Below are 19,692 nucleotides of genomic sequence, written 5' to 3' on the forward strand. Positions count from 1 at the left end.
CCCGGCCTCGTCCGCGCCTGAAGAACATGAAAATCCTTCATAGCGGCGTACCGGCGGTACGTACTACGCTGCGGTAACCACAGCAACGGCGCGGAGGAGAGACTGTCGATGGGCGACGTGGCAGCACGGCTGGCCGAGATCGTCGGGGACAAGAACCTGCTGACCGGCGACGCGATCTCCGAGGACTATGCGCACGACGAAGCGTTGACGGCGGAGCCGCAGAAGCCCGCGTACGTCGCGAAGCCGGCAACCGCCGAAGAAGTCGCGGAGCTGCTGAAAGCCGCTTCGGAGCACAACGTGCCCGTAACCGCGCGCGGCTCCGGAAGCGGCTTGTCCGGAGCTGCACGTCCCCGCACGGACGGCCTGCTGATCTCCTTCGAGCGCATGAACGCAGTCCTGGAAGTCGACACCGGGAACCACGTCGCCGTCGTGCAGCCCGGGGTCACGCTCGCCGAGCTCGACGTCAAGACCGCCGAAGCCGGGCTCAGCTACACCGTCTATCCCGGTGAGCTCAGCGCGAGCGTCGGCGGGAACGTCGGCACGAACGCGGGCGGGATGCGCGCGGTCAAGTACGGCGTCACGCGCAACAACGTGCTCGGCCTGCAGGCCGTGCTGCCGACCGGCGAGATCATCCGGACCGGCGGCAAGACGTCGAAGATCTCCACCGGCTACGACCTCACGCAGCTGATCATCGGCTCCGAGGGCACCCTCGCGCTGGCCACCGAAATCACCGTCAAGCTGCACCCGCGGCTCACCCACGGCGCCACCGTGCTCGCCCCCTTCGGCGACTTCGACCAGGTCATGGCCGCCGTCCCGGCGATCGTCTCCAGCGGCCTCGCGCCGCACATCCTCGAGTACATCGACAACATGACGATGGCCGCCATCGTCTACAACGAGAAGCTCGAGCTCGGCGTCCCGGACAAGATCCGCGAGACATGCGACGCATACCTGGTCGTGGCGCTGGAGAACCGCGAGGGCGGGCGACTCGAAGAGGACGTCGAAACCGTCGGCGAGCTGCTCAGCGAGCTGGGCGCGGTCGACGTCTACGTCCTGGACGGCGGCGCCGCGCGCAAACTCATCGAGGCCCGCGAGAAGGCCTTCTGGACCGCGAAGGCGGTCGGCGCCGACGACGTGATCGACGTCGTCGTGCCGCGGACCGCCATGCCGCAGTTCATCACCAAGGCGCGGGAGCTCGCGATGGCCGCGGGCGGCGGCGCGCTCGGCTGCGGGCACGCCGGCGACGGCAACGTCCACCTCGGGATCTTCTGTAAAGACGCGGACCGGCGGAAGCAGCTGCTCACCGATATCTTCTCCTACGCCATGGAGCTGGGCGGCGCGATCTCCGGCGAGCACGGCCTCGGCCGCACCAAGGCGGGCTACCACCAGGCACTCGAGGATCCGGCGAAGATCGAGCTGATGCGCCAGATCAAGCAGAGCTTCGACCCTGCCGGGATCCTCAACCCCGGCGTTCTCTTCCCCGAAGGAACCGCATGAGCGAGATGAACGGCGCCCAGTCCCTGATCCGCACGCTGGTCGACGCCGACGTCGATGTGTGCTTCGCGAACCCCGGCACGTCGGAGATGCACTTCGTCGCCGCACTCGACTCCGTTCCGGAGATGCGCGGAGTGCTCGCGCTGTTCGAAGGTGTGGTCACCGGCGCCGCCGACGGTTACGCGCGCATCGCCGGCAAGCCCGCCGCGACGTTGCTGCACCTCGGCCCCGGCCTGGGCAACGGCCTCGCGAACCTGCACAACGCACGTCGTGCGCACACGCCGATCGTCAACATCGTCGGCGACCACGCGACCTACCACAAGCAGTACGACGCGCCGCTGGAATCGGACATCGAGGCCGTCGCGGGCTCGCTGGAAGGCTGGGTGCGCCGCTCGGAGCACACCAAGGACGTCGGGGCCGACGCCGCCGCCGCGGTCGCCGCCGCGCAGGACGCGCCCGGCCGCGTCGCCACGCTGATCCTGCCCGCCGACGCCTCGTGGGGCGAAGGCGGCGAGACGTGCGCGCCGATCCCGCCGCGCGTGCCGCAGGCCGTGGACGCGACGACCGTCAAGGACGTCGCCGCGGTGTTCGGCGCCGGTGAGCCGGTGGCGCTGCTCGTCGGCGGCAGCGCGTGCCGCGAGGAAGGTCTGCGCGCGGCCAGCCGGATCGCCGCCGCGACCGGCGCGAAGGTTTTCGTCGAGACGTTCCCGTCTCGTCTCGAGCGTGGCGCGGGACTGCCGGCGATCGAGCGGCTCGGGTACCTCGCCGAGCAGGTCACCTACCAGCTCGACGGCGTCAAGCACCTCGTCGTCGCGGGGACGAAAGCGCCGGTGTCGTTCTTCGCCTATCCCGGCAAGCCGAGCGACCTGGTGCCCGAAGGCGCGCAGGTGCACACGCTCGCGTCCGTCGGCCAGGACGTCACGCGCGCACTGAACGAGGTCGCCGACCTCGTCGCCGCAGACACCGAGCCGGTGCTGCAGCAGGCGTCCCGGCCCGCGCTGCCGAGCGGTCCGCTGACCCCGCAGAACTGGGTCGACGTCATCGGCGCGCTGCTCCCGGAGAACGCGATCATCGCCGACGAGGCGAACACGTCCGGCCTGCTGCTGCCGACTGCGACGGCCGGCGCGCCGCGGCACGACGTGCTGACGCTCACCGGCGGCGCGATCGGCTACGGCATGCCGGTCGCGACCGGCGCGGCGGTGGCGGGACGGGACCGTCCCGTCCTGAACCTGCAATCGGACGGCAGCGCGCTGTACACCATCTCCGCGCTGTGGACGCAGGCGCGGGAAAACCTGAACGTCACGACGGTGCTGCTCAACAACCGCGCGTACGCGATCCTGCGGCTGGAGCTGCAGCGCGTTGGCGCGGCGTCGGGCGGGCCGAAGGCGAACGACCTGCTCGACCTGTCGCGGCCGGACATGGACTTCGTGAAGATCGCGGAAGGCCTGGGCGTCCCCGCGACGCGCGCGACCACCGCCGAAGAGCTCGCCGAGCAGCTGCAGCGCGCGTTCGCCGAACCCGGTCCGCACCTGATCGACGCCGTGGTGCCGCCGCTGCTCTGAACCGGACTATTCTCCCGTCACACCGAGGACGAGGAGTGGCGATGAGCGAAGACGAACACGCGAAGCGCGGTATCGATCTCGAGAGACCGAACGCGGCGCGCGTGTACGACTACATGATCGGCGGCAAGCTCAACTACGCCGTCGACCGCATGTTCGCCGACCAGATCATCGGGGTGCTGCCGAACGCGCGGCACATGGCCCTGGTCAACCGGGCGTGGCTGCGGCGGGCCGTGCGGTTCGGCGCGGAGCAGGGCATCCGGCAGTTCCTGGACATCGGCTCCGGCATGCCGACCGTCGGGCACGTGCATGAGGTCGTCCAGGCGATCGACCCGGAGTCGCAGGTCGTCTACGTCGACAACGAACCGATCGCCGTCGCGCACAGCGAGATCGTGCTGGAGGGCAACGACAACGCGGCCATGGTGCAGGCCGACGCCGAGTACGTCGACGACGTGCTGGAGCACCCGACCACCGAGGCGATGCTGGACTTCGACCAGCCGGTCATGGTCGTCATGGCCGCGTTCGTGCACTTCATCCCCGACTCCCGCGACCCCGCCGGCCTGATCTCGAGCTACTTCGACGCGTTCGCGCCGGGCAGCTACCTGGCGTTGTCGTCGGGCACGTGGGAAGGACAGGGCGAGGAGTCGCGGCGCTCGGTCGCGCTGTACGAGAAGAGCGGCACGCCGTTGACCCTGCGCTCCCCCGACGAGATGCGCGCGCTCGTGAAGGGCTTCGAAATCCTGGCGCCGGGCGTGGTGTTCACGCCGGAATGGCGTCCCGACGAACCCCTCGAGGACCCGCCGGCGCTGTCGGGCGGCCTCTCCCTGGTGGCGCGTCGGTGACCGACGAGCACGCGAAACGCGGGATCGACTTCGACAAGCCGAACGCGGCGCGCGTCTACGACTACCTGATCGGCGGCAAGCTCAACTACGCCATCGACCGGATGTTCGCCGAGCAGATCCTCGCGGTGCGGCCGGAGTCCCGGGACCTGGCCCTGCTGAACCGGCGGTGGCTGCGGCGGGCCGTCCGGTTCGGCGCCGAACAGGGCATCCGGCAGTTCCTGGACATCGGCTCCGGCATGCCGACCGTCGGGCACGTGCACGAGGTCGTCCAGGCGATCGACCCCGCGTCACGGGTGGTCTACGTGGACAACGAACCGGTCGCCGTCGCGCATAGCGAGATCGTGCTGAAGGGCAACGACAACGCGGAGATGGTGCAGGCCGACGCCGAAGTCCCGGCCGACGTCCTCGAGCACGAGACCACCGAGCGGCTGCTGGACTTCGACCAGCCGATCATGGTGGTCATGGCCGCGTTCGTGCACTTCATCCCGGACGAGCGCGACCCGGCCGGGCTGGTCGCGGCGTACCGCGACGCGCTCGTCCCGGGCAGCTACCTGGCGCTGTCGTCGGGCACGTTCGAGGGGCAGGGCGAGGAGGTGCGCCGCGCGGCGCAGCTCTACCAGCAGAGCGGCACGAACGTCTTCGCGCGCTCGCGCGAAGAGCTGCGCGCGCTGGTGGACGGGTTCGAGATCCTGCCGCCGGGAATCGTGTTCACGCCCGAGTGGCGGCCGGACGACCCCGGCGAAGTGGGAGAGCACCCGGAGCTGGCCAGCCAGCTGGCTCTGGTGGGGCGGAAGAACTGAATCGGCTCTACGTCGTCACGCATCCCGAGGCGACGCATCACGTGGAGGGCCGGGTCGGCGGCTGGTTCGACTCGGCACTGACCGCCCGCGGCCGCGTCGACGCGGCGGCGATCGCGGCGCGGCTGCGCGAGCTGATCCCGGCGGCCGCGCCGATCGAGCTGTACAGCTCCGACCTCCGGCGGACCGTCGAGACCGCGGAACCGATCGCGAGCCTCTTCGGGGTCGAACCCGTGCTCGTGCGCGACCTCCGCGAGAAGTCCTACGGTCTCGCAGGCGGACGCCCGCAGTCCTGGCTCGACGAACGCTTCGTCCCGCCGCCGGCGACCGGCGAGCGGCTCGACCACAACGAGGGCATCGAAGGCGGCGAAACCAAGCTGGAGTGGGTCACTCGCGTGTACCGCGCGATGGACCGCGTCCTCCGGTCCGGCGGCGAGCACCAGGTGGTCGTCACCCACGGCGGGTCGCTGAGCTGGGTCGTCGCGGCGTGGCTGGGCCTGCCGCTCTCGGCGTGCGCGCACGTGTCGTTCCGGTCGAGCCCCGACGGCATCACAGTGCTGCACGAAGACGACCACTTCCACAACCGCACGCTGCACACGCTGAACGACACCGGCCACCTGACCGAGGGCCGGTGATCAGCTCACTGCCCTGCGTGTCCGGCTATTCTCGCGTCATCCCCCGAGCCCTGGAGTGGCGGATGACCGAAGACGAGCTCATGCGGCGCGGCATCGACCTCGAGAAGCCGAACGCCGCGCGCGTGTACGACTACATCCTCGGGGGCGAGCTCAACTACGCCGTCGACCGGATGTTCGCGGAGCAGGTCCTGACCGCCCAGCCGAACGCGCGCGAGCGGGCGCAGCTCAACCGGCAGTGGCTGCGGCGCGCCATCCGGTTCGGGATGGACAACGGCATCCGGCAGTTCCTCGACATCGGTTCGGGCATGCCGACCGTCGGGCACGTGCACGAGGTGGCCCAGGCCATCGACCCGCGGTCGCGCGTCGTGTACGTCGACAACGAGCCGGTCGCCGTCGCGCACAGCGAGATCGTGCTGGAAGACAACGAAAACGCCGCCATGGTGTTCGCCGACGCCGAGTTCCCGGACGACGTCCTCGAGCACGAGACCACCGAGATGATGCTGGACCTGGACCAGCCGGTGATGATCGTGATGGCGTTGTTCGTGCACTTCATCCCGGACGAGCGCGACCCGGCCCGGCTGCTCGGCACCTACCGCGACGCGCTCGCGCCCGGCAGTTACCTGGCGCTGTCCTCCGCGACGCACGAGCTCCAGAGCGACGGCACCGCGCGCGCCGTCGCGATGTACCAGAAGAGCTCGAACCCGGTCATCCCGCGTTCGGCCGACGAGCTCCGTGCGCTGGCCGACGGCTTCGAGATCGTCGACCCCGGCGTGGTGTTCATCCCGGAATGGCGGCCGGACTCGCCCGCGGACGTGCCGGTCAACCCCGCGGAGTGCGGCGGCCTGGCGCTGGTGGCGCGCAAGAACTAAGCGACGCCGACCAGCTCCGGCGCCACCCGCGTCTTCGGCACGAGCGCGGCCAGCACCACTCCGGTCAGCGCGGCGAACGCGGCCACGGCGAACGTCGCGCGGAAGCCGAACAGGGACGGCACCGAAAGGCCGCCGACGCTGATCGTCAGCTGGGCCAGCATCGCCGCCATCACGGCGCTCGAAATCGCCGTGCCGACCGAGCGCATCAGGGAGTTCAGGCCGTTCGCCGACGCCGTTTCGGTGACCGGCACCGAGCCCATGATCAGCGCGGGCATCGCCGCGTACGCGATGCCGACACCCGCGCCGATGATCACCGACGCCGTGATGAGCTCCAGCGCGTTGTCCATCAACACGATCGCGAACAGGTACCCGACCGCGATCACCAGCGCGCCGCTCATCAGCGTCGGGCGCGGGCCCAGCCGCGTGATCAGCCGCGCCGACACCGGCGACAGCAGCATCATCACCAGGCCGTTCGGCGCCAGTGACAGCCCGGACTCCACCATCGTCTGACCGAGCCCGTACCCGGTCGACGCCGACGCCTGCAGCAGCTGCGGGAACGACAACGCCATCGCGTACATCGAGAACCCGACCATGATCGACGCCAGGTTCGTGAACAGCACCGGCCGGCGCGAGGACACCCGCAGGTCGACCAGCGGGTCGCGGCGACGCAGCTGGTAAGCGCCCCAGCCGACCAGGATGACGACGGCCGCCGCGGCGAGCCCGAGCGTCGGCGCGCTCGTCCAGCCCCAGGTGGCGCCCTTGACCACCGGCAGCAGCAGGCAGAGCAGACCGGCGGCCAGCCCGAACGCGCCGAAGTAGTCGAACGGCGCCGGCGTGCGCACCGGCGACTCCGGCACGAACTTGACGATCAGCAGTACGAAGAACAGCCCGAGTCCCGCGGCCATCCAGAACAGCACGTGCCAGTCGGCGTTCTCGGCGACGATCGCCGCGACCGGCAGCCCGATCGCGCCGCCGACCCCGAGCGTCGCGCTCATCAGCGAGATCGCGCCGCCGACGCGTTCGGGCGGGAGCTCGTCGCGCATGATGCTGATGCCGAGCGGGATCACGCCCATCGCGCAGCCCTGCAGGCCGCGGCCGAGGATGTGCAGCGCCAGCTCGCTCGACGTCGCGGACACGACCGAACCGGCGATGAGCAGCGCGAGGCTGACGAGGATCATCCGCCGTTTGCCGTAGAGGTCGCCGAGCCGGCCGCTGACCGGGGTGATGACCGACGCCGCGAGCAGCGTCACGGTGACGACCCAGGACGCGTCGGCGGCGGAGGCGTTCAGCAGCCGCGGGAACACCGGGATCAGCGGCACCACCAGCGTCTGCATGAACGACGCGACCAGCCCGCACGAAGCGAGCACCACGACGATCGCGCGCGCGGACCGCCCGGGACGGGACACCAGCACACCCCCGGTGTGTAGTTAGTACACATCATGCAACTTCATGCACTGTACCTACGGGATGGCGGGTTTCGTCTCGATTGGTGCTCTTGTCACAGCCAGGTGCGCACGCCTCCGTGTCCGGAGCAGGTGCCCGAGCGGTGCTGGCTGTAGCTGTAGCTGCCGTCCTTGCAGAGGGCCGTCGCGCCGGCCGGGTTGTCGCTGGGCCGGTGGACGCAGTTGCCGCTCGAGTTCACGTAGTAGTCGGCGCCGCATTCGGCGGGTTTCGGCGCGGCCTGCGCGGTGGTCTTCGGGGCCTTCGGCTTGGTCGCGGTCGTCTTCGGCGCCGGTGCGACGGCCTGCGGGGTGGTCACAACCGGCGCTTCGGAAGTGGTGGCGGGCGCTTCGGTCGTGACCGGAACGGAATACGTCGGCGTCGAATACGTCGATGTCGGCGTTTCGAGGACACCGACGTTTCCGACGTCCTTCGGTGGCACCGAACCGACACCACAGCCCGCGACCAGCAGGCCTGCCGCCAGGACCAACCCCAGTTTCTTGCTCACTCGCACTCCTTGGCCACGCGAATCAATGCCGACTGGTCGGTGGCGGGAAACCCTTTGTTACAAACGAAAATCCCGTTCGCGGACGGCGATTACGCTGTGAGCAAATCCCGCCCTTCGCGCACGGCCCCGGCCGCAAGCTGCGCGAAGCGCCCTAAACTCGGCGTATGCGGCGCTACCTACCCGAGCTCGCGGTCACCGTCGCGGTGCTCGTGGGCACGCTCTTCGCCGTGCTCAGCGACCACGACGAGCCAGGCCACCACGCCGTTCTGGGCTGGGTGCTCACCGTTCTCTGCTGTGCCGCTCTGTTCTTCCGGCGCCGCCACCCGCTCGGCATCGCCGGGTTCGCGCTCCTCTGCTGTGCGCTCTACTACCCGCTGACCGATCCCGACGGCCTGGTGCTGCTGGCCTTCGCGTACGCGCTGTACGCGGCCGCGGCGGCCGGGAGGATCCGCGGCGCCGCGCTGCTCGTCGTCGCGGCGATGGCGGGCGTCGTGGTCGGCGAGATCAGCTCGCGGACCGGGCGGCACGTCGACAACTTCGCGTTCTTCCTGATGACCGGCTGGTTCGTGGCCCTGGTCGCCGGCGGCGCCGTCACGCACTACCGCGCGGAAGCCGAGCGCACGAAGGAGGCCGAAGCCCGGGCGCGCGCCACCGACGAACGCCTGCGCATCGCGCGCGAGCTGCACGACGTCCTGGGCCACCACCTCGCGCTGATCAACGTCCAGGCCGGTGCGGCGCTGCACCGGCGTGACCCCGCGCAGTCCGAAGAAGCGCTCGGCACCATCAAGGACGCGAGCAAGACCGCGCTCCAGGAGCTGCGCGCGACGCTCGGCATGCTCCGCCAAACCGGCCAACCGGGTCTCTCGCGGGTCGCCGAGCTGGCCGAGTCGGTGGGCGCGTCCGGGCTGACCGTCCGCACGGAGATCGACGGTGTCGCCCGCGACCTGCCGCCGGACGTCGAGCACGCCGCGTTCCGCGTGGTGCAGGAAGCGCTGACGAACGTCGCGAAGCACGCTGCCGCGAAGACCGTCGTCGTCCGGCTCCGTTACGGCGCCGACGAGCTGTCCGTGCAGGTCGACGACGACGGCCGCGGCGGAGCGGCGGAGCCCGGAAACGGCATCCGCGGCATGGCCGAACGCGCTCGCGCACTCGGCGGCGAAGTGACGGCGGCGCCGCTCGAAAGCGGCGGTTTCCGGGTGCGCGCCCGGCTGCCGGTGCGATGATGGGCCGATGATCCGGGTCCTGCTCGTCGACGACCAGCGGCTCGTCCGGGCCGGTTTCCGCTCCATTTTGGACGGCGAGGCCGACATCGACGTCGTCGCCGAAGCCGCCGACGGACGCGAAGCCCTGCAGGCCGCGCACGACCATCACCCGGACGTCGTCCTGATGGACATCCGGATGCCGGTGCTCGACGGCCTCGCCGCCACCCGGCACCTCCTTGCGGACCCGGCGCTCGAAGGAACGAAGGTCGTCATCCTCACGACGTTCGACCTCGACGAGGACGTCTACGGCGCTTTGCGCGCGGGCGCGAGCGGGTTCCTGGTCAAGGACACCGAGCCCGAAGAGCTGATCCACGCGGTGCGCGTGGTGTCCCGCGGCGACGCGCTGCTGGCGCCGTCGATCACCCGGCGGCTGATCTCCGAGTTCGCCGCGCGGGTCACGCGCCCGGCCGCAGCTCCGGCGCTCGACCGGCTCACCGACCGCGAACGCGAAGTGCTCTCCCTGGTCGCGGCAGGCCTGTCGAACGACGAGATCGCGCGGGAGCTCACGCTCAGCCCCGCGACGGCGAAGACGCACGTCAGCCGGATCATGACCAAGACCGGCACGCGCGACCGCGCACAGCTCGTCGTCCTCGCGTACGAGTCCGGCGCGGTGACGCCGCGCTGGCTCACCCCCTAGCCGTACTCCCGCGGGGGTACGGGAAACGCCTTAAGGGACACCGCCGGGAGCACGTCAAGTGTCCTCCGCCGCGCGACGCGGAGTAGGGCCTCACCGGCGAATCCTTGTCGCCCATGGACACCATCACTCGCACCACCGGGGGACGGCTGGCGCGCTTGGCCGGCTGGGCGCAGCGTCACCGGTGGCTCGCCGTCGCACTCTGGGCGCTGGTTCTCATCGGCGTCACGTTCACCTCTCGCCTCGCCGGCGACTCCTACCACGACGACAACTCGCTTCCGGGCACCGAATCCCAGCAGGTCGTCGACCTGCTGCAGCACACCGCGCAATCGGGCGCGAGCGCGCAGATCGTCTTCAAAGCCGAGAACGGGCTCGCAGGTCAGCGCGCTGCAGTCGATGCAGTTCTGGGAAATGTCCGATTGCAGCCGCACGTGAGGGCAGTGACCGAGCCGTTCGAGACACTGTCGCCCGACGGCCGGATCGGCTACGCGACCGTCACCTTCGACGCGGCGTCGGCCGACCTCCCGTACGACGACCTCGTGAAGTTCACCGACGTCGCGAAGCAGACCGGCGTCGTGCAGGTCGCGCTCGCCGGCGATCCGGTCGAGCGGGTCTCGGGAGGCGGCGGCCCCGCGGAGGGCGTCGGGCTGCTGGCCGCGCTGGTCATCCTCGTCTTCCTGTTCCGCTCTCTGCTCGCCGCCGGTCTGCCGGTGATCACCGCGGTGTTCGCCGTCGGCAGCACGCTGGGCGTGATCACGCTCGTCTCGCGCTACGTCGACATCGCGAGCTACACCGCGCCGCTGATGATGCTGGTCGGGTTCGGTGTCGGCGTCGACTACGCGCTGCTGATCTTCTCGCGCTACCGCGGCGAGATCCTCGCCGGACACGACCGCGACAGCGCGGCGCGGCGAGCCCTCGACACCGCCGGCCGCTCGGTGCTGTTCGCCGGGACGACAGTCATCATCGCGTTGCTCGGCCTGCTCGCGCTCGGACTCGGCGGGCTGCGCGGGGTGGCGGTGGCCGTCGCGCTGACCGTCCTGATGACGATGCTCGCGTCGGTGACGCTGCTCCCCGCGCTGCTGTCGCTGTTCGGCAAACGGCTCGAACGCGGCATTCGCCGTCACGCCGCGAAGCGCGACCACGGCAAGGCGTGGCGCCGGCTCGCCGACGGCGTCCAGCGGCGTCCGCTGGCTCCGCTCGCTCTCGGGCTCGCCGTCCTCATCGGCCTGTCCCTTCCGGCCGCGGGCATGCGGCTCGGCTTCGCCGACTCGAGCACCGACCCGGCCGGATCGACGACGCGCCAGGCGTACGACCTCCTGGCCGAGGGCTTCGGGCCGGGCTTCAGCGGCCCGCTCGCGATCGTCACCGAAGACGGCGACCCCGGCGCGCTGCAGCAACGGCTCGCGTCGACCCCGGGCATCGCGCGCGTGCTGCCGCCGACGGGCCCGACCGTCCTGGTCTTCCCGACGACGTCACCCCAGGACGAAGCGACGGCCGAACTGGTGACACGCCTCCGTACCGACGTCCTGCCGACGTTGCCCGGTCACTACCTGGTGGGCGGTTCGGTCGCGGCCGCGACGGACTTCGCCGACGCCGTCGCCGACCGGCTGCCGCTGTTCGTGCTGGTCGTCGTCGGGTTGTCGGCGCTGCTGCTGATGGTCGTGTTCCGGTCGATCCTCATCCCGCTCAAGGCCGCGCTGCTGAACCTGCTGAGCATCGGCGCCTCGCTCGGCGTGATGACGCTGGTGTTCGGCGACGGCTGGTTCGGCGCGCAGCCCGGCCCGATCGAGGCGTTCGTGCCGGTGATGATCTTCGCGATCGTGTTCGGGCTGTCGATGGACTACGAGGTCTTCCTGGTCTCGCGCATGCACGAGGAATGGCGCCGCACCGGCGACGCACGGCTGGCGGTGCGCGAAGGTCTCGCGTCGACCGGCGGCGTGATCACCGCGGCCGGCGCGATCATGGTGCTGGTCTTCGGCGCGTTCCTGCTCGACCCGTCGCGGATGCTGGCGCAGTTCGGTCTGGGCCTGGCGGTCGCGGTGCTGCTGGACGCGCTGGTGATCCGCTGCCTGCTCGTCCCGGCGATCATGCGTCTGCTAGGCGAACGGGCCTGGTGGCTGCCGCGGTGGCTGGACCGCCGGCTCCCGCACGTCGCGCTGGAGCCCTAACTCCCCCAGGTCGTCGGCGTCTCGGACAGGCGGAAGTCCAGCGTGCCGCCGGTGCGCTGGAAGGACGCGTCGAGCTTCCAGTCCCGCTGCGGCCGTCCGCCGCGGCGGACTTCCTGGACGTACTTCCCGCTGCCCGACGTCGTGATCCGGATGGGCGCGCCGCCCGCCGGCCGGATCACGGCGCTCGAGAACAGCGGACTCGAGAGCAGCAGCTCCGCGGAGCCGGGCGTCCGCGGGTAGAGGCCGAGCGCGGCGAAGACGTACCAGGCGGACATCGTGCCGAGGTCGTCGTTGCCGGGCAGGCCGGACGGCCCGGTCGTGTAGACGGAGCTGACCAGCTGGCGCACGGTTTCCTGCGTCTTCCAGGGCTGCCCGAGCTCGTTGTACAGCCACGGCGCGTGGATGTCGGGCTCGTTCGTCGGGTCGTACTTCAGCGGGCCGCCGCCCTTGAGCTGCCAGTTGCCGTTCGCGTCGTGGAAGAAGCCGTCGAGCCGGGTGACGGCGGTGGTCTTGCCGCCCATCGCATCGGCGAGCCCGGAGACGTTCTGCGGGACCATCCAGGTGTAGGCCGCCGCGCTGCCCTGCGCGAAACCGCGGTCGCTCGCCGGGTCGAACGGCGTCACCCAGCCGCCGTCGACGTTGCGCGCCTGCGTGTAACCGGTGGCCGGGTTGAAGACGTTGCGCCAGTACTCCCCGCGCGCCTGCAGCTCTGCAGCTTCGCGAGTGCGACCCAGCAGCTCTGCGAAATGTCCGATTGCGGAGTCGGCGACAGCGTCTTCGAGCGTCTCGGCTGCGCCGCCCCAGCAATGGCAGACGTCGTTGGGCGCGTAGTGGGAGGTCAGGTACTGCGCGAGGTTCGGGCGCTGGCCGACGCACTGGCCCGGGCAGCCGCCGTCCTGCAGACCTTCCGGCCGCGGGACGGTCGCCTGCTTGTACAGCGAGTCGAACGCGCCGCGGTAGTCGAAGTTGCGGACGCCCATGGCGTAGAACGTCGCGACCGTGGCGGCCGACGGGTCGCCGGTCATCACGTGGGTCGCGCCGTTGACGTGCACCCAGCGGTCCCAGACACCGTCGTTCTGCTTCGCGTAGTTGTAGAGCGACTGCGCGAAGTTCCCGGCGACGCGCGGTTCCAGCAGTGCGAGCAGCTGGATCTGTGCGCGGTACTGGTCCCAGCCGGAGAAGTTCGAGTACTGCGCGTCCTGCCCGCGTTCGACGCTGTGGGGCTTTCCGTCCATCCCGAGGTACTGGCCGTCGATGTCGCTGACGAGGTTCGGCTGCTGCAGGCTGTGGTAAAGCGCGGTGGTGAAGACGATCCGCTGGTTGGCGCTGCCGCCCCCGACGTCGACGCGGCTCAGCTCGGTGTTCCAGGCTCGCTTGGTCCGCTCCGCGATCGTGTCGACCGTGGACTTCCTGGGCTGCTCGGCCTGGAGGTTACGTTCGGCGCCGTCGAGGGAGACGTAGGAGATCCCGATCCGCATGGTGACCTTGCTGCCCGGCGCAAAGGTGACGTAGCCGCCGGAGCCGCGCCCGGCGCGGTCGTTGCCGGTCGCGTACCCCTCGCCGCCGGTCTGGTCGGTGCCGCCGGGCTGCAGGGTCGCGTCCTTCCAGGTCCCGGTGCCGGTGACCGGCTGGTCGAACTGCGCGGTGAAGTAGAGGCGGTAGTAGGACTTGCGGTTGTTGACGCCGCCGTTCGCGCGGCGGCCGCAGAAGGCGCCGGTGAGCACGGACCCGGTGACCTTGCGGTTCGCCGCGTCGATGTGGGTCTCGGCGTCCTCGCTGCCGTTGAGTGAGTTCGAGGTGCGGAAGAGCAGACTGGCCGGCTTCTGCGCGGGGTACTGCAGGGTGCCGATCGCGGTCCGTTCGGTGGCGGCGACATCGGTCGTCACGGCGCTGGCCAGGCCGAGACGGTACCGTCCCGGCGACGCTCCCTCATCCGCGTGGCTGAAGTTGCTCGCGTAGATCGCATCGGTGGTGTCAGCGGTCGGCGAAGAGGTGACGTCGCCGGCGAACGGCAGGATCGGCACGTCGCCAGCGGCGCCGGGGTTGCAGCCCGCACCGTTAACGTGCGTTAACGCAAAGCCGCGGATCCGGGTGGTGTCGTACTGATAGCCGTTGGCGGCGCCGGTGGATGTCTGGTCGCCGCGAGTGCTGGTCGGGCTCCAAGCGAGCATCCCGAAGGGCGCGGTGGCGCCGGGATAGGTGTTGCCGTCCCCGGCGGAGCCGATCAGCGGATCGACGAAGTCGGCAGGGCTCAGATCAGCGGCGGCTGACATCGTTGTCAACGCGGAGGCGAACAGGGCGGCGGCCAGTGCCACCGTGACGGGACGGCGCATGGGCGGAGATTAACCCGCGTTCGATGGCCTTCGGGCGAACTGGAGCGGACAAACAGGCGGACACGCACTTTGGCGCCCGTGCCCAACGCAGTAACAAGTAGATCACCTCGGCGACGCTCGAGTGCGGCGCGGCGACCTCAACGGCGCCCAAGTGACCGTCGCGAACGAGAAGAACGAGATCATCGGCGTCACCACTCTCAAGCTGGTGAAGCTCGACGACCCCGATCTGGCAGCTCTGGCTGTCTACAACCGGACGTTCACGTTCACCTTCACCGGGATCGAGAAGGGCGCAGCGCGCTACGGCTTCCATGCCGGGGACAACACCCGCGCCACCGTCTGGAAGACCGAGGCCGAAGCCGCCAAGGAGGTCGACCTCGTCGTGAAATGACGAAGGCCGCCACCGAAGTGACGGCCTTCGTCGTTCACGCCTTATTCGTAGATCTCGCCCTTGGCGGCCTTCTCCACGAGCGAAGCCGGCGGCTCGAAGTGGTCGCCGTACCGGGCGGCCAGCTCACGCGACCGGTCGACGAAGCCCTGCAGGCCACCCTCGTACTGGTTGATGTACTGGATGACGCCACCCGTCCACGCCGGGAAGCCGATGCCGAAGATCGAGCCGATATTGGCGTCCGCCACCGACGTCAGCACGCCCTCGTCGAAGCACTTCACCGTCTCGAGCGCCTCGGCGAACAGCATCCGCTCCTTGAGGTCCTCGAACGGGACCTCGGCGGAACCGGACTTGAAGGCGTCACGCAGGCCCGGCCAGAGCCCGGCGCGCTTTCCCTCGTCGTCATAGGAATAGAAGCCCGCGCCCGTCGAACGGCCCTTGCGGTCGAACTCGTCGACCATCCGGTCGATGACGCCCTCCGACGCGTGCGCCTTCCACGTGCCGCCGGCCGCCTCGATCGCCTCGCGGGTCTCCTTGCGGATCTTGCGCGGGAGGGTCAGCGTCAGCTCGTCCATCAGCTGCAGCGGCGGCGCCGGGTAGCCGGCCTGCGAACCCGCCTGCTCGATCGACGCCGGCTCGACGCCCTCGCCCAGCGCGGCGACGGCCTCGTTGATGAACGTGCCGATCACGCGCGAAGTGAAGAAGCCGCGGCTGTCGTTGACGACGATCGGGGTCTTCTTGATCTGCAGCGTGTAGTCGAAGACCTTCGCCAGCGTCGCCGGCGACGTCTTCTCGCCGCAGATGATCTCGACCAGCGGCATCTTGTCCACCGGCGAGAAGAAGTGGATCCCGATGAAGTCCTCGGTCCGCTGCACGCCCTCGGCGAGCGTGGTGATCGGCAGCGTCGAGGTGTTGGAGCCCAGCACCGCGTCGGCGTTGACGACGCTCTCGATCTCGCCGAACACCTTGTGCTTCAGCTCGACGCTCTCGAACACGGCCTCGATGACGAAGTCGACACCCGCGAAGTCGGCCGGGTCGGCGGTCGGCTTGATCTTCGCCAGCAGCGCGTCCGACTTCTCCTGCGTGGTCTTGCCGCGCGAAAGGGCCTTCTGCTCGAGCTTGGCCGCGTAGCCCTTGCCCTTCTCGGCCGCCTCCTGCGAGACGTCCTTAAGGACGACGTCGATGCCGGCCTTCGCGGACACGTACGCGATCGCGGCGCCCATCATCCCGGCGCCGAGCACACCGACCTTCTTAGCGGTGTACTTCTCGAAGCCGTCCGGCCGCGAGCCGCCGGAGTTGATCGTCTGCAGGTCGAAGAAGAACGCCTTTGTCATGTTCTTCGAGACCTGGCCGGTCGCGAGGCTGATGAAGTAGCGCGTCTCGATCAGGATCGCGGTGTCGAAGTCGACCTGCGCGCCCTCGATCGCGGCGGCCAGGATCGCCCGCGGCGCCGGCATGTTCGCGCCCTTGATCTGCTTGCGCAGGTTCGCCGGGAACGCCGGGAGGTTGGCCGCGAAGCTCGGGTTGGACGGCGTGCCGCCCGGGATCTTGTAGCCCTTGACGTCCCAGGGCTGGACGCCGCCCTCGGGGTTCGCCTTGATCCACGCCTTCGCGGCGGGGACGAGCTCCTCGACCGTGCCGACCAGCTCGTGCACCAGGCCGAGCTCCAGCGCCTTTGCCGGACGGTGCCGCTGACCCTGCAGAAGTACGTTCAGCAGCGCGCTCTGGATACCCAGCAATCGGACAGTGCGCACAACGCCACCGCCGCCGGGCAGCAGGCCCAGCGTCACTTCGGGGAGGCCGATCTGGCTGCCCTTGACGTCCGCGGCGATGCGGTGGTGCGTCGCCAGCGCGATCTCCAGGCCGCCGCCGAGCGCGGCGCCGTTGATCGCCGCGACGACCGGCTTGCCGAGCTGCTCGATCCGCCGCATCTGGCCCTTCATCAGGCCGGACGACTCGGTGAACTCGACCGCGTTCTCGGGCTTGGCCTGGATGAGGTCGTTCAGGTCGCCGCCGGCGAAGAAGGTCTTCTTCGCGGACGTGATGACAACGCCGGTGATGGAGTCCTTCTCGGCCTCCAGACGGTCGACCGTGACGCCCAGCGACTCGCGGAAATCAGCGTTCATCGTGTTCGCCGACTGCTTCGGGTCGTCGAGGGTCAGCGTGACGATGCCGTCCGCGTCCTGCTCCCAGCGGATGGTCTTGCTCTCAGCCATTAGTGTCCTCACACCCGCTCGATGATGGTGGCGACGCCCATGCCGCCGCCGATGCACAGGGTCACCAGGGCGCGGCGCGCCTGGCGGCGTTCGAGCTCGTCGACCACGGTGCCGACCAGCATCGCGCCGGTGGCGCCGAGCGGGTGACCCATGGCGATCGCGCCGCCGTTGACGTTGACCTTCTCCTCGTCGAGGTGCAGGTCCTTGATCCACTTGAGCACGACGGACGCGAACGCCTCGTTGAGCTCCCACAGGTCGATGTCCTCGGGCTTGAGGCCCGCGGTCTTCAGGACCTTCTCGGTGGCCGGGGTCGGGCCGGTGAGCATGATAGTCGGCTCGGAGCCGATCGACGCGGTGGCCACGATCCGGGCGCGCGGCGTCAGCCCGAAGGTCTTGCCGATCTGCTCGGAGCCGACGAGCACCAGCGCGGCGCCGTCGACGATGCCGGAGGAGTTGCCGCCGGTGTGGACGTGGTTGATCTTCTCGACCGAGTGGTACTTCTGCAGCGCGACGGCGTCGAAGCCGCCCATCTCACCGATCATCGAGAAGGCCGGCTTGAGCTTGCCGAGGCCCTCGACGGTGGAGCCGGGACGGCGGTGCTCGTCGTGGTCGAGGACCGTGACGCCGTTGATGTCCTTGACCGGGACGACGGACTTGGCGAAGTAGCCACCGGACCAGGCCGCCTCGGCGCGATCCTGCGAGCGCACGGCCCAGCGGTCGACGTCCTCACGCGAGAAGCCCTCGATGGTCGCGATCAGGTCGGCGCCGGTGCCCTGCGGGACGATGTAGTTGTCGTACGCGGTGGCCGGGTCCATGAACAGCGCGCCGCCGTCGGAGCCCATCGGCACGCGCGACATCGACTCGACGCCGCCCGCGATGATCAGGTTGTCCCAGCCGGACCGGACCTTCTGCGCGGCGGTGTTGGTGGCCTCCAGGCCGGAGGCGCAGAAGCGGTTGAGCTGCACGCCGGCGACGGTCTCGGGCAGGCCGGCGTTCAGCGCGGCGGTGCGCGCGATGACCGCGCCCTGCTCGCCGACCGGGGAGACGACGCCGAGCACGACGTCGTCGATCACCGCGGGGTCGAGGTTCGGGTGGCGGACCTTGAGCTCTTCGATCAGGCCGACCACCAGGTCGACCGGCTTGGTGCCGTGGAGGGCACCGCCCTTGTTCTTGCCGCGAGGCGTGCGGATCGCCTCGTAGATGTAGGCCTCGCTACTCACAGAACCTCTCCTCGCGAGCGGTGGACGTCGTCGTTCCGTGGCCGATGATACCGACCGGTAGTGCTAATGGCCATTAACATATCGCCGGATAACCCCATGGTGTCAATGGGTTGCGGGTGTGCCGTTAGCCGCTATCGTTCACTCACCATGACCGAAGTCCGCAATGCGCGCCCCCGCGACCGCAAGGCCCAGCTGGCCGCGGTGGCGGCGGAGCTGTTCCGCGCCCGCGGCTTCCCTGGAGTCGGCATCAAGGACATAGCGGACGCGGCGGGCGTCACCGGGCCGGCGCTGTACCGCCACTTCGCGGACAAGCAGGCGATCCTGGCGTACGTCGTCCTCAGCGGGTTCGAAGACCTGGAGTCTGCGACGGCGGAGGCGCTGTCGGACTCCGTTTCGCCCGCTGAGCAGCTGGAATCGCTCCTGGGCCGGCTGGCGACGCAGGCCGTCGAACGCCGCGAGATCGCCGCGCTGTGGCGCTGGGAAGGGCGTCATCTCCCGAAGGAGGACCAGCGGGAGATCGCCCGCCGGTCGGCGCTCGCGCTGACGGCGTGGGCGAAGGCGCTGCAGGTCCGGCGCCCCGATCTACCGGGCGAGGACGCGGAGCTGCTCTGCTGGGCGGCACTGTCCGTGTTCGGCAGTGTGTCGGTCCACCACACGTCGGTGGCGCGCCGCCGCTTCGCCCAGTTGCTCGTCGAACTGGCCCTGGGTGTGCTCGACACCACACTCCCGCCACCGGCGGTGTCGGAGCCGCCGTTGTCGCGCCTCGGCACCCCGTCCCGCCGCGAGCAGGTCCTGGCGGAGGCGACGACGCTGTTCGCCCAGCGCGGCTTCCACGACGTGAGCATGGAGGACATCGGAGCGGCGGCGGGCATCGCGGGCCCCAGCGTGTACCGCCACTTCCCGAGCAAGGCGGCCCTGATGGTCGCAATCGGACATCGCGCGGCAGACAGGTTGGCGTTGGCGGCCGAGCGGGCACTGCAGGCCCCGGACGAGCGCACAGCCCTGCGCCGCCTGGCGGCGTCGTACGTGCACACGATTCTGCACACGCCGGAGCTGCTGGTGTCCTTCTCGGCGGACCGCGTGACGATGCCGGACCGCGACAAGGCGGACCTGCTGCGGGTGCAGCGGGACTACGTGGCCCAGTGGGTGACGCTGCTGTCGGAGGTGCGCCCTGCACTACCCCCGCGTGAAGCGAAGATCACCGTGCACGCGGCGTTAACGATCGCTAACGACCTGGCCCGGACACGGCGAGTGGCGGCCCGGCCGAACTTCGAAGCCGAGCTGACCGCGCTCCTGCACACCGCCTTGGGTGTGCAGGAACGCGGCTGATCGG

Annotated in this window: 16 protein-coding genes; 11 read left to right on the forward strand and 5 right to left on the reverse strand. The window is 69.9% G+C overall.

What is annotated here, in order from left to right:
* Positions 1–108: 108 nt before the first annotated feature.
* The 6 genes from ACZ63J_RS43845 to ACZ63J_RS43870 all read left to right on the forward strand — a co-directional run bounded on the left by ACZ63J_RS43845 (position 109) and on the right by ACZ63J_RS43870 (position 6,193).
* Positions 109–1,494 carry an FAD-binding oxidoreductase gene (locus tag ACZ63J_RS43845; RefSeq protein ID WP_465402704.1) on the forward strand — a complete coding sequence of 462 codons (1,386 nt, stop codon included), beginning with the start codon at positions 109–111 and terminating at the stop codon, positions 1,492–1,494.
* Positions 1,495–1,499: 5 nt separating this feature from the next.
* The gene (locus tag ACZ63J_RS43850) at positions 1,500–3,053 is read left to right on the forward strand and encodes an acetolactate synthase large subunit (protein WP_465402748.1); all 1,554 of its coding nucleotides are present in this window, start codon (positions 1,500–1,502) and stop codon (positions 3,051–3,053) included.
* Positions 3,054–3,094: 41 nt separating this feature from the next.
* Complete coding sequence (locus ACZ63J_RS43855; RefSeq protein WP_465402702.1) at positions 3,095–3,892, forward strand: SAM-dependent methyltransferase; 798 nt, start codon at positions 3,095–3,097, stop codon at positions 3,890–3,892.
* Positions 3,889–4,692 carry an SAM-dependent methyltransferase gene (locus ACZ63J_RS43860; RefSeq protein ID WP_465402700.1) on the forward strand — a complete coding sequence of 268 codons (804 nt, stop codon included), beginning with the start codon at positions 3,889–3,891 and terminating at the stop codon, positions 4,690–4,692. The genes ACZ63J_RS43855 and ACZ63J_RS43860 overlap by 4 nt, the downstream gene beginning before the upstream one ends.
* Positions 4,689–5,324, forward strand: a complete 636-nt coding sequence (locus ACZ63J_RS43865) for a histidine phosphatase family protein (protein WP_465402746.1) — start codon at positions 4,689–4,691, stop codon at positions 5,322–5,324. Before ACZ63J_RS43860 ends, ACZ63J_RS43865 begins: the two co-directional genes overlap by 4 nt.
* Before the next feature lie 62 nt (positions 5,325–5,386).
* Entirely contained in the window at positions 5,387–6,193 is an 807-nt protein-coding gene (locus ACZ63J_RS43870) for an SAM-dependent methyltransferase (RefSeq protein ID WP_465402698.1), read from the forward strand.
* Here the strand turns inward: ACZ63J_RS43870 and ACZ63J_RS43875 are convergent.
* Positions 6,190–7,605 (reverse strand): MFS transporter, encoded by a 1,416-nt coding sequence (locus ACZ63J_RS43875; protein WP_465402696.1) that lies wholly within the window; start codon positions 7,603–7,605, stop codon positions 6,190–6,192. The genes ACZ63J_RS43870 and ACZ63J_RS43875 overlap by 4 nt on opposite strands.
* 86 nt (positions 7,606–7,691) lie before the next feature.
* Positions 7,692–8,141, reverse strand: coding sequence for a DUF3761 domain-containing protein (locus ACZ63J_RS43880; RefSeq protein WP_465402695.1), 450 nt, complete (start codon positions 8,139–8,141; stop codon positions 7,692–7,694).
* A gap of 164 nt (positions 8,142–8,305) precedes the next feature.
* On the opposite strand from ACZ63J_RS43880, the gene ACZ63J_RS43885 reads away from it, so the two are divergent.
* From ACZ63J_RS43885 to ACZ63J_RS43895, 3 genes are all read left to right on the forward strand, one after another.
* Complete coding sequence (locus tag ACZ63J_RS43885; RefSeq protein WP_465402693.1) at positions 8,306–9,364, forward strand: sensor histidine kinase; 1,059 nt, start codon at positions 8,306–8,308, stop codon at positions 9,362–9,364.
* Between the two features lie 7 nt (positions 9,365–9,371).
* Positions 9,372–10,040: a response regulator gene (locus ACZ63J_RS43890; RefSeq protein WP_465402691.1), complete on the forward strand. Its 669-nt coding sequence runs from the start codon at positions 9,372–9,374 to the stop codon at positions 10,038–10,040.
* 113 nt (positions 10,041–10,153) lie between these two features.
* Positions 10,154–12,205 (forward strand): MMPL family transporter, encoded by a 2,052-nt coding sequence (locus ACZ63J_RS43895; RefSeq protein WP_465402690.1) that lies wholly within the window; start codon positions 10,154–10,156, stop codon positions 12,203–12,205.
* On the opposite strand, the gene ACZ63J_RS43900 is transcribed toward ACZ63J_RS43895, so the two are convergent.
* Entirely contained in the window at positions 12,202–14,538 is a 2,337-nt protein-coding gene (locus ACZ63J_RS43900; RefSeq protein WP_465402688.1) for a GH92 family glycosyl hydrolase, read from the reverse strand. The two genes, ACZ63J_RS43895 and ACZ63J_RS43900, sit on opposite strands and share 4 nt — an antisense overlap.
* Before the next feature lie 121 nt (positions 14,539–14,659).
* Here ACZ63J_RS43900 and ACZ63J_RS43905 point away from each other — a divergent pair, with 121 nt between their 5' ends.
* Positions 14,660–14,926 (forward strand): hypothetical protein, encoded by a 267-nt coding sequence (locus tag ACZ63J_RS43905; RefSeq protein WP_465402686.1) that lies wholly within the window; start codon positions 14,660–14,662, stop codon positions 14,924–14,926.
* Positions 14,927–14,967: 41 nt separating this feature from the next.
* On the opposite strand, the gene ACZ63J_RS43910 is transcribed toward ACZ63J_RS43905, so the two are convergent.
* Both ACZ63J_RS43910 and ACZ63J_RS43915 read right to left on the reverse strand, forming a co-directional pair.
* Entirely contained in the window at positions 14,968–17,139 is a 2,172-nt protein-coding gene (locus tag ACZ63J_RS43910) for a 3-hydroxyacyl-CoA dehydrogenase NAD-binding domain-containing protein (protein ID WP_465402684.1), read from the reverse strand.
* An 8-nt stretch (positions 17,140–17,147) separates the two neighbouring features.
* Positions 17,148–18,359 (reverse strand): acetyl-CoA C-acetyltransferase, encoded by a 1,212-nt coding sequence (locus ACZ63J_RS43915; protein ID WP_465402682.1) that lies wholly within the window; start codon positions 18,357–18,359, stop codon positions 17,148–17,150.
* Between the two features lie 147 nt (positions 18,360–18,506).
* Here ACZ63J_RS43915 and ACZ63J_RS43920 point away from each other — a divergent pair, with 147 nt between their 5' ends.
* Positions 18,507–19,688 (forward strand): TetR/AcrR family transcriptional regulator, encoded by a 1,182-nt coding sequence (locus tag ACZ63J_RS43920; RefSeq protein ID WP_465402680.1) that lies wholly within the window; start codon positions 18,507–18,509, stop codon positions 19,686–19,688.
* The last annotated feature ends 4 nt before the right edge of the window (positions 19,689–19,692 follow it).

The organism is Amycolatopsis sp. NPDC104863, assembly GCF_055582965.1.

Coding starts and splice junctions, on each gene's coding strand:
- ACZ63J_RS43845 (WP_465402704.1), top strand. CDS start 109: ATGGGCGACGTGGCAGCACGGCTGGCCGAGATCGTCGGGGACAAGAAC.
- ACZ63J_RS43850 (WP_465402748.1), top strand. CDS start 1,500: ATGAACGGCGCCCAGTCCCTGATCCGCACGCTGGTCGACGCCGACGTC.
- ACZ63J_RS43855 (WP_465402702.1), top strand. CDS start 3,095: ATGAGCGAAGACGAACACGCGAAGCGCGGTATCGATCTCGAGAGACCG.
- ACZ63J_RS43870 (WP_465402698.1), top strand. CDS start 5,387: ATGACCGAAGACGAGCTCATGCGGCGCGGCATCGACCTCGAGAAGCCG.
- ACZ63J_RS43885 (WP_465402693.1), top strand. CDS start 8,306: ATGCGGCGCTACCTACCCGAGCTCGCGGTCACCGTCGCGGTGCTCGTG.
- ACZ63J_RS43890 (WP_465402691.1), top strand. CDS start 9,372: ATGATCCGGGTCCTGCTCGTCGACGACCAGCGGCTCGTCCGGGCCGGT.
- ACZ63J_RS43895 (WP_465402690.1), top strand. CDS start 10,154: ATGGACACCATCACTCGCACCACCGGGGGACGGCTGGCGCGCTTGGCC.
- ACZ63J_RS43900 (WP_465402688.1), bottom strand. CDS start 14,538: ATGCGCCGTCCCGTCACGGTGGCACTGGCCGCCGCCCTGTTCGCCTCC.
- ACZ63J_RS43910 (WP_465402684.1), bottom strand. CDS start 17,139: ATGGCTGAGAGCAAGACCATCCGCTGGGAGCAGGACGCGGACGGCATC.
- ACZ63J_RS43920 (WP_465402680.1), top strand. CDS start 18,507: ATGACCGAAGTCCGCAATGCGCGCCCCCGCGACCGCAAGGCCCAGCTG.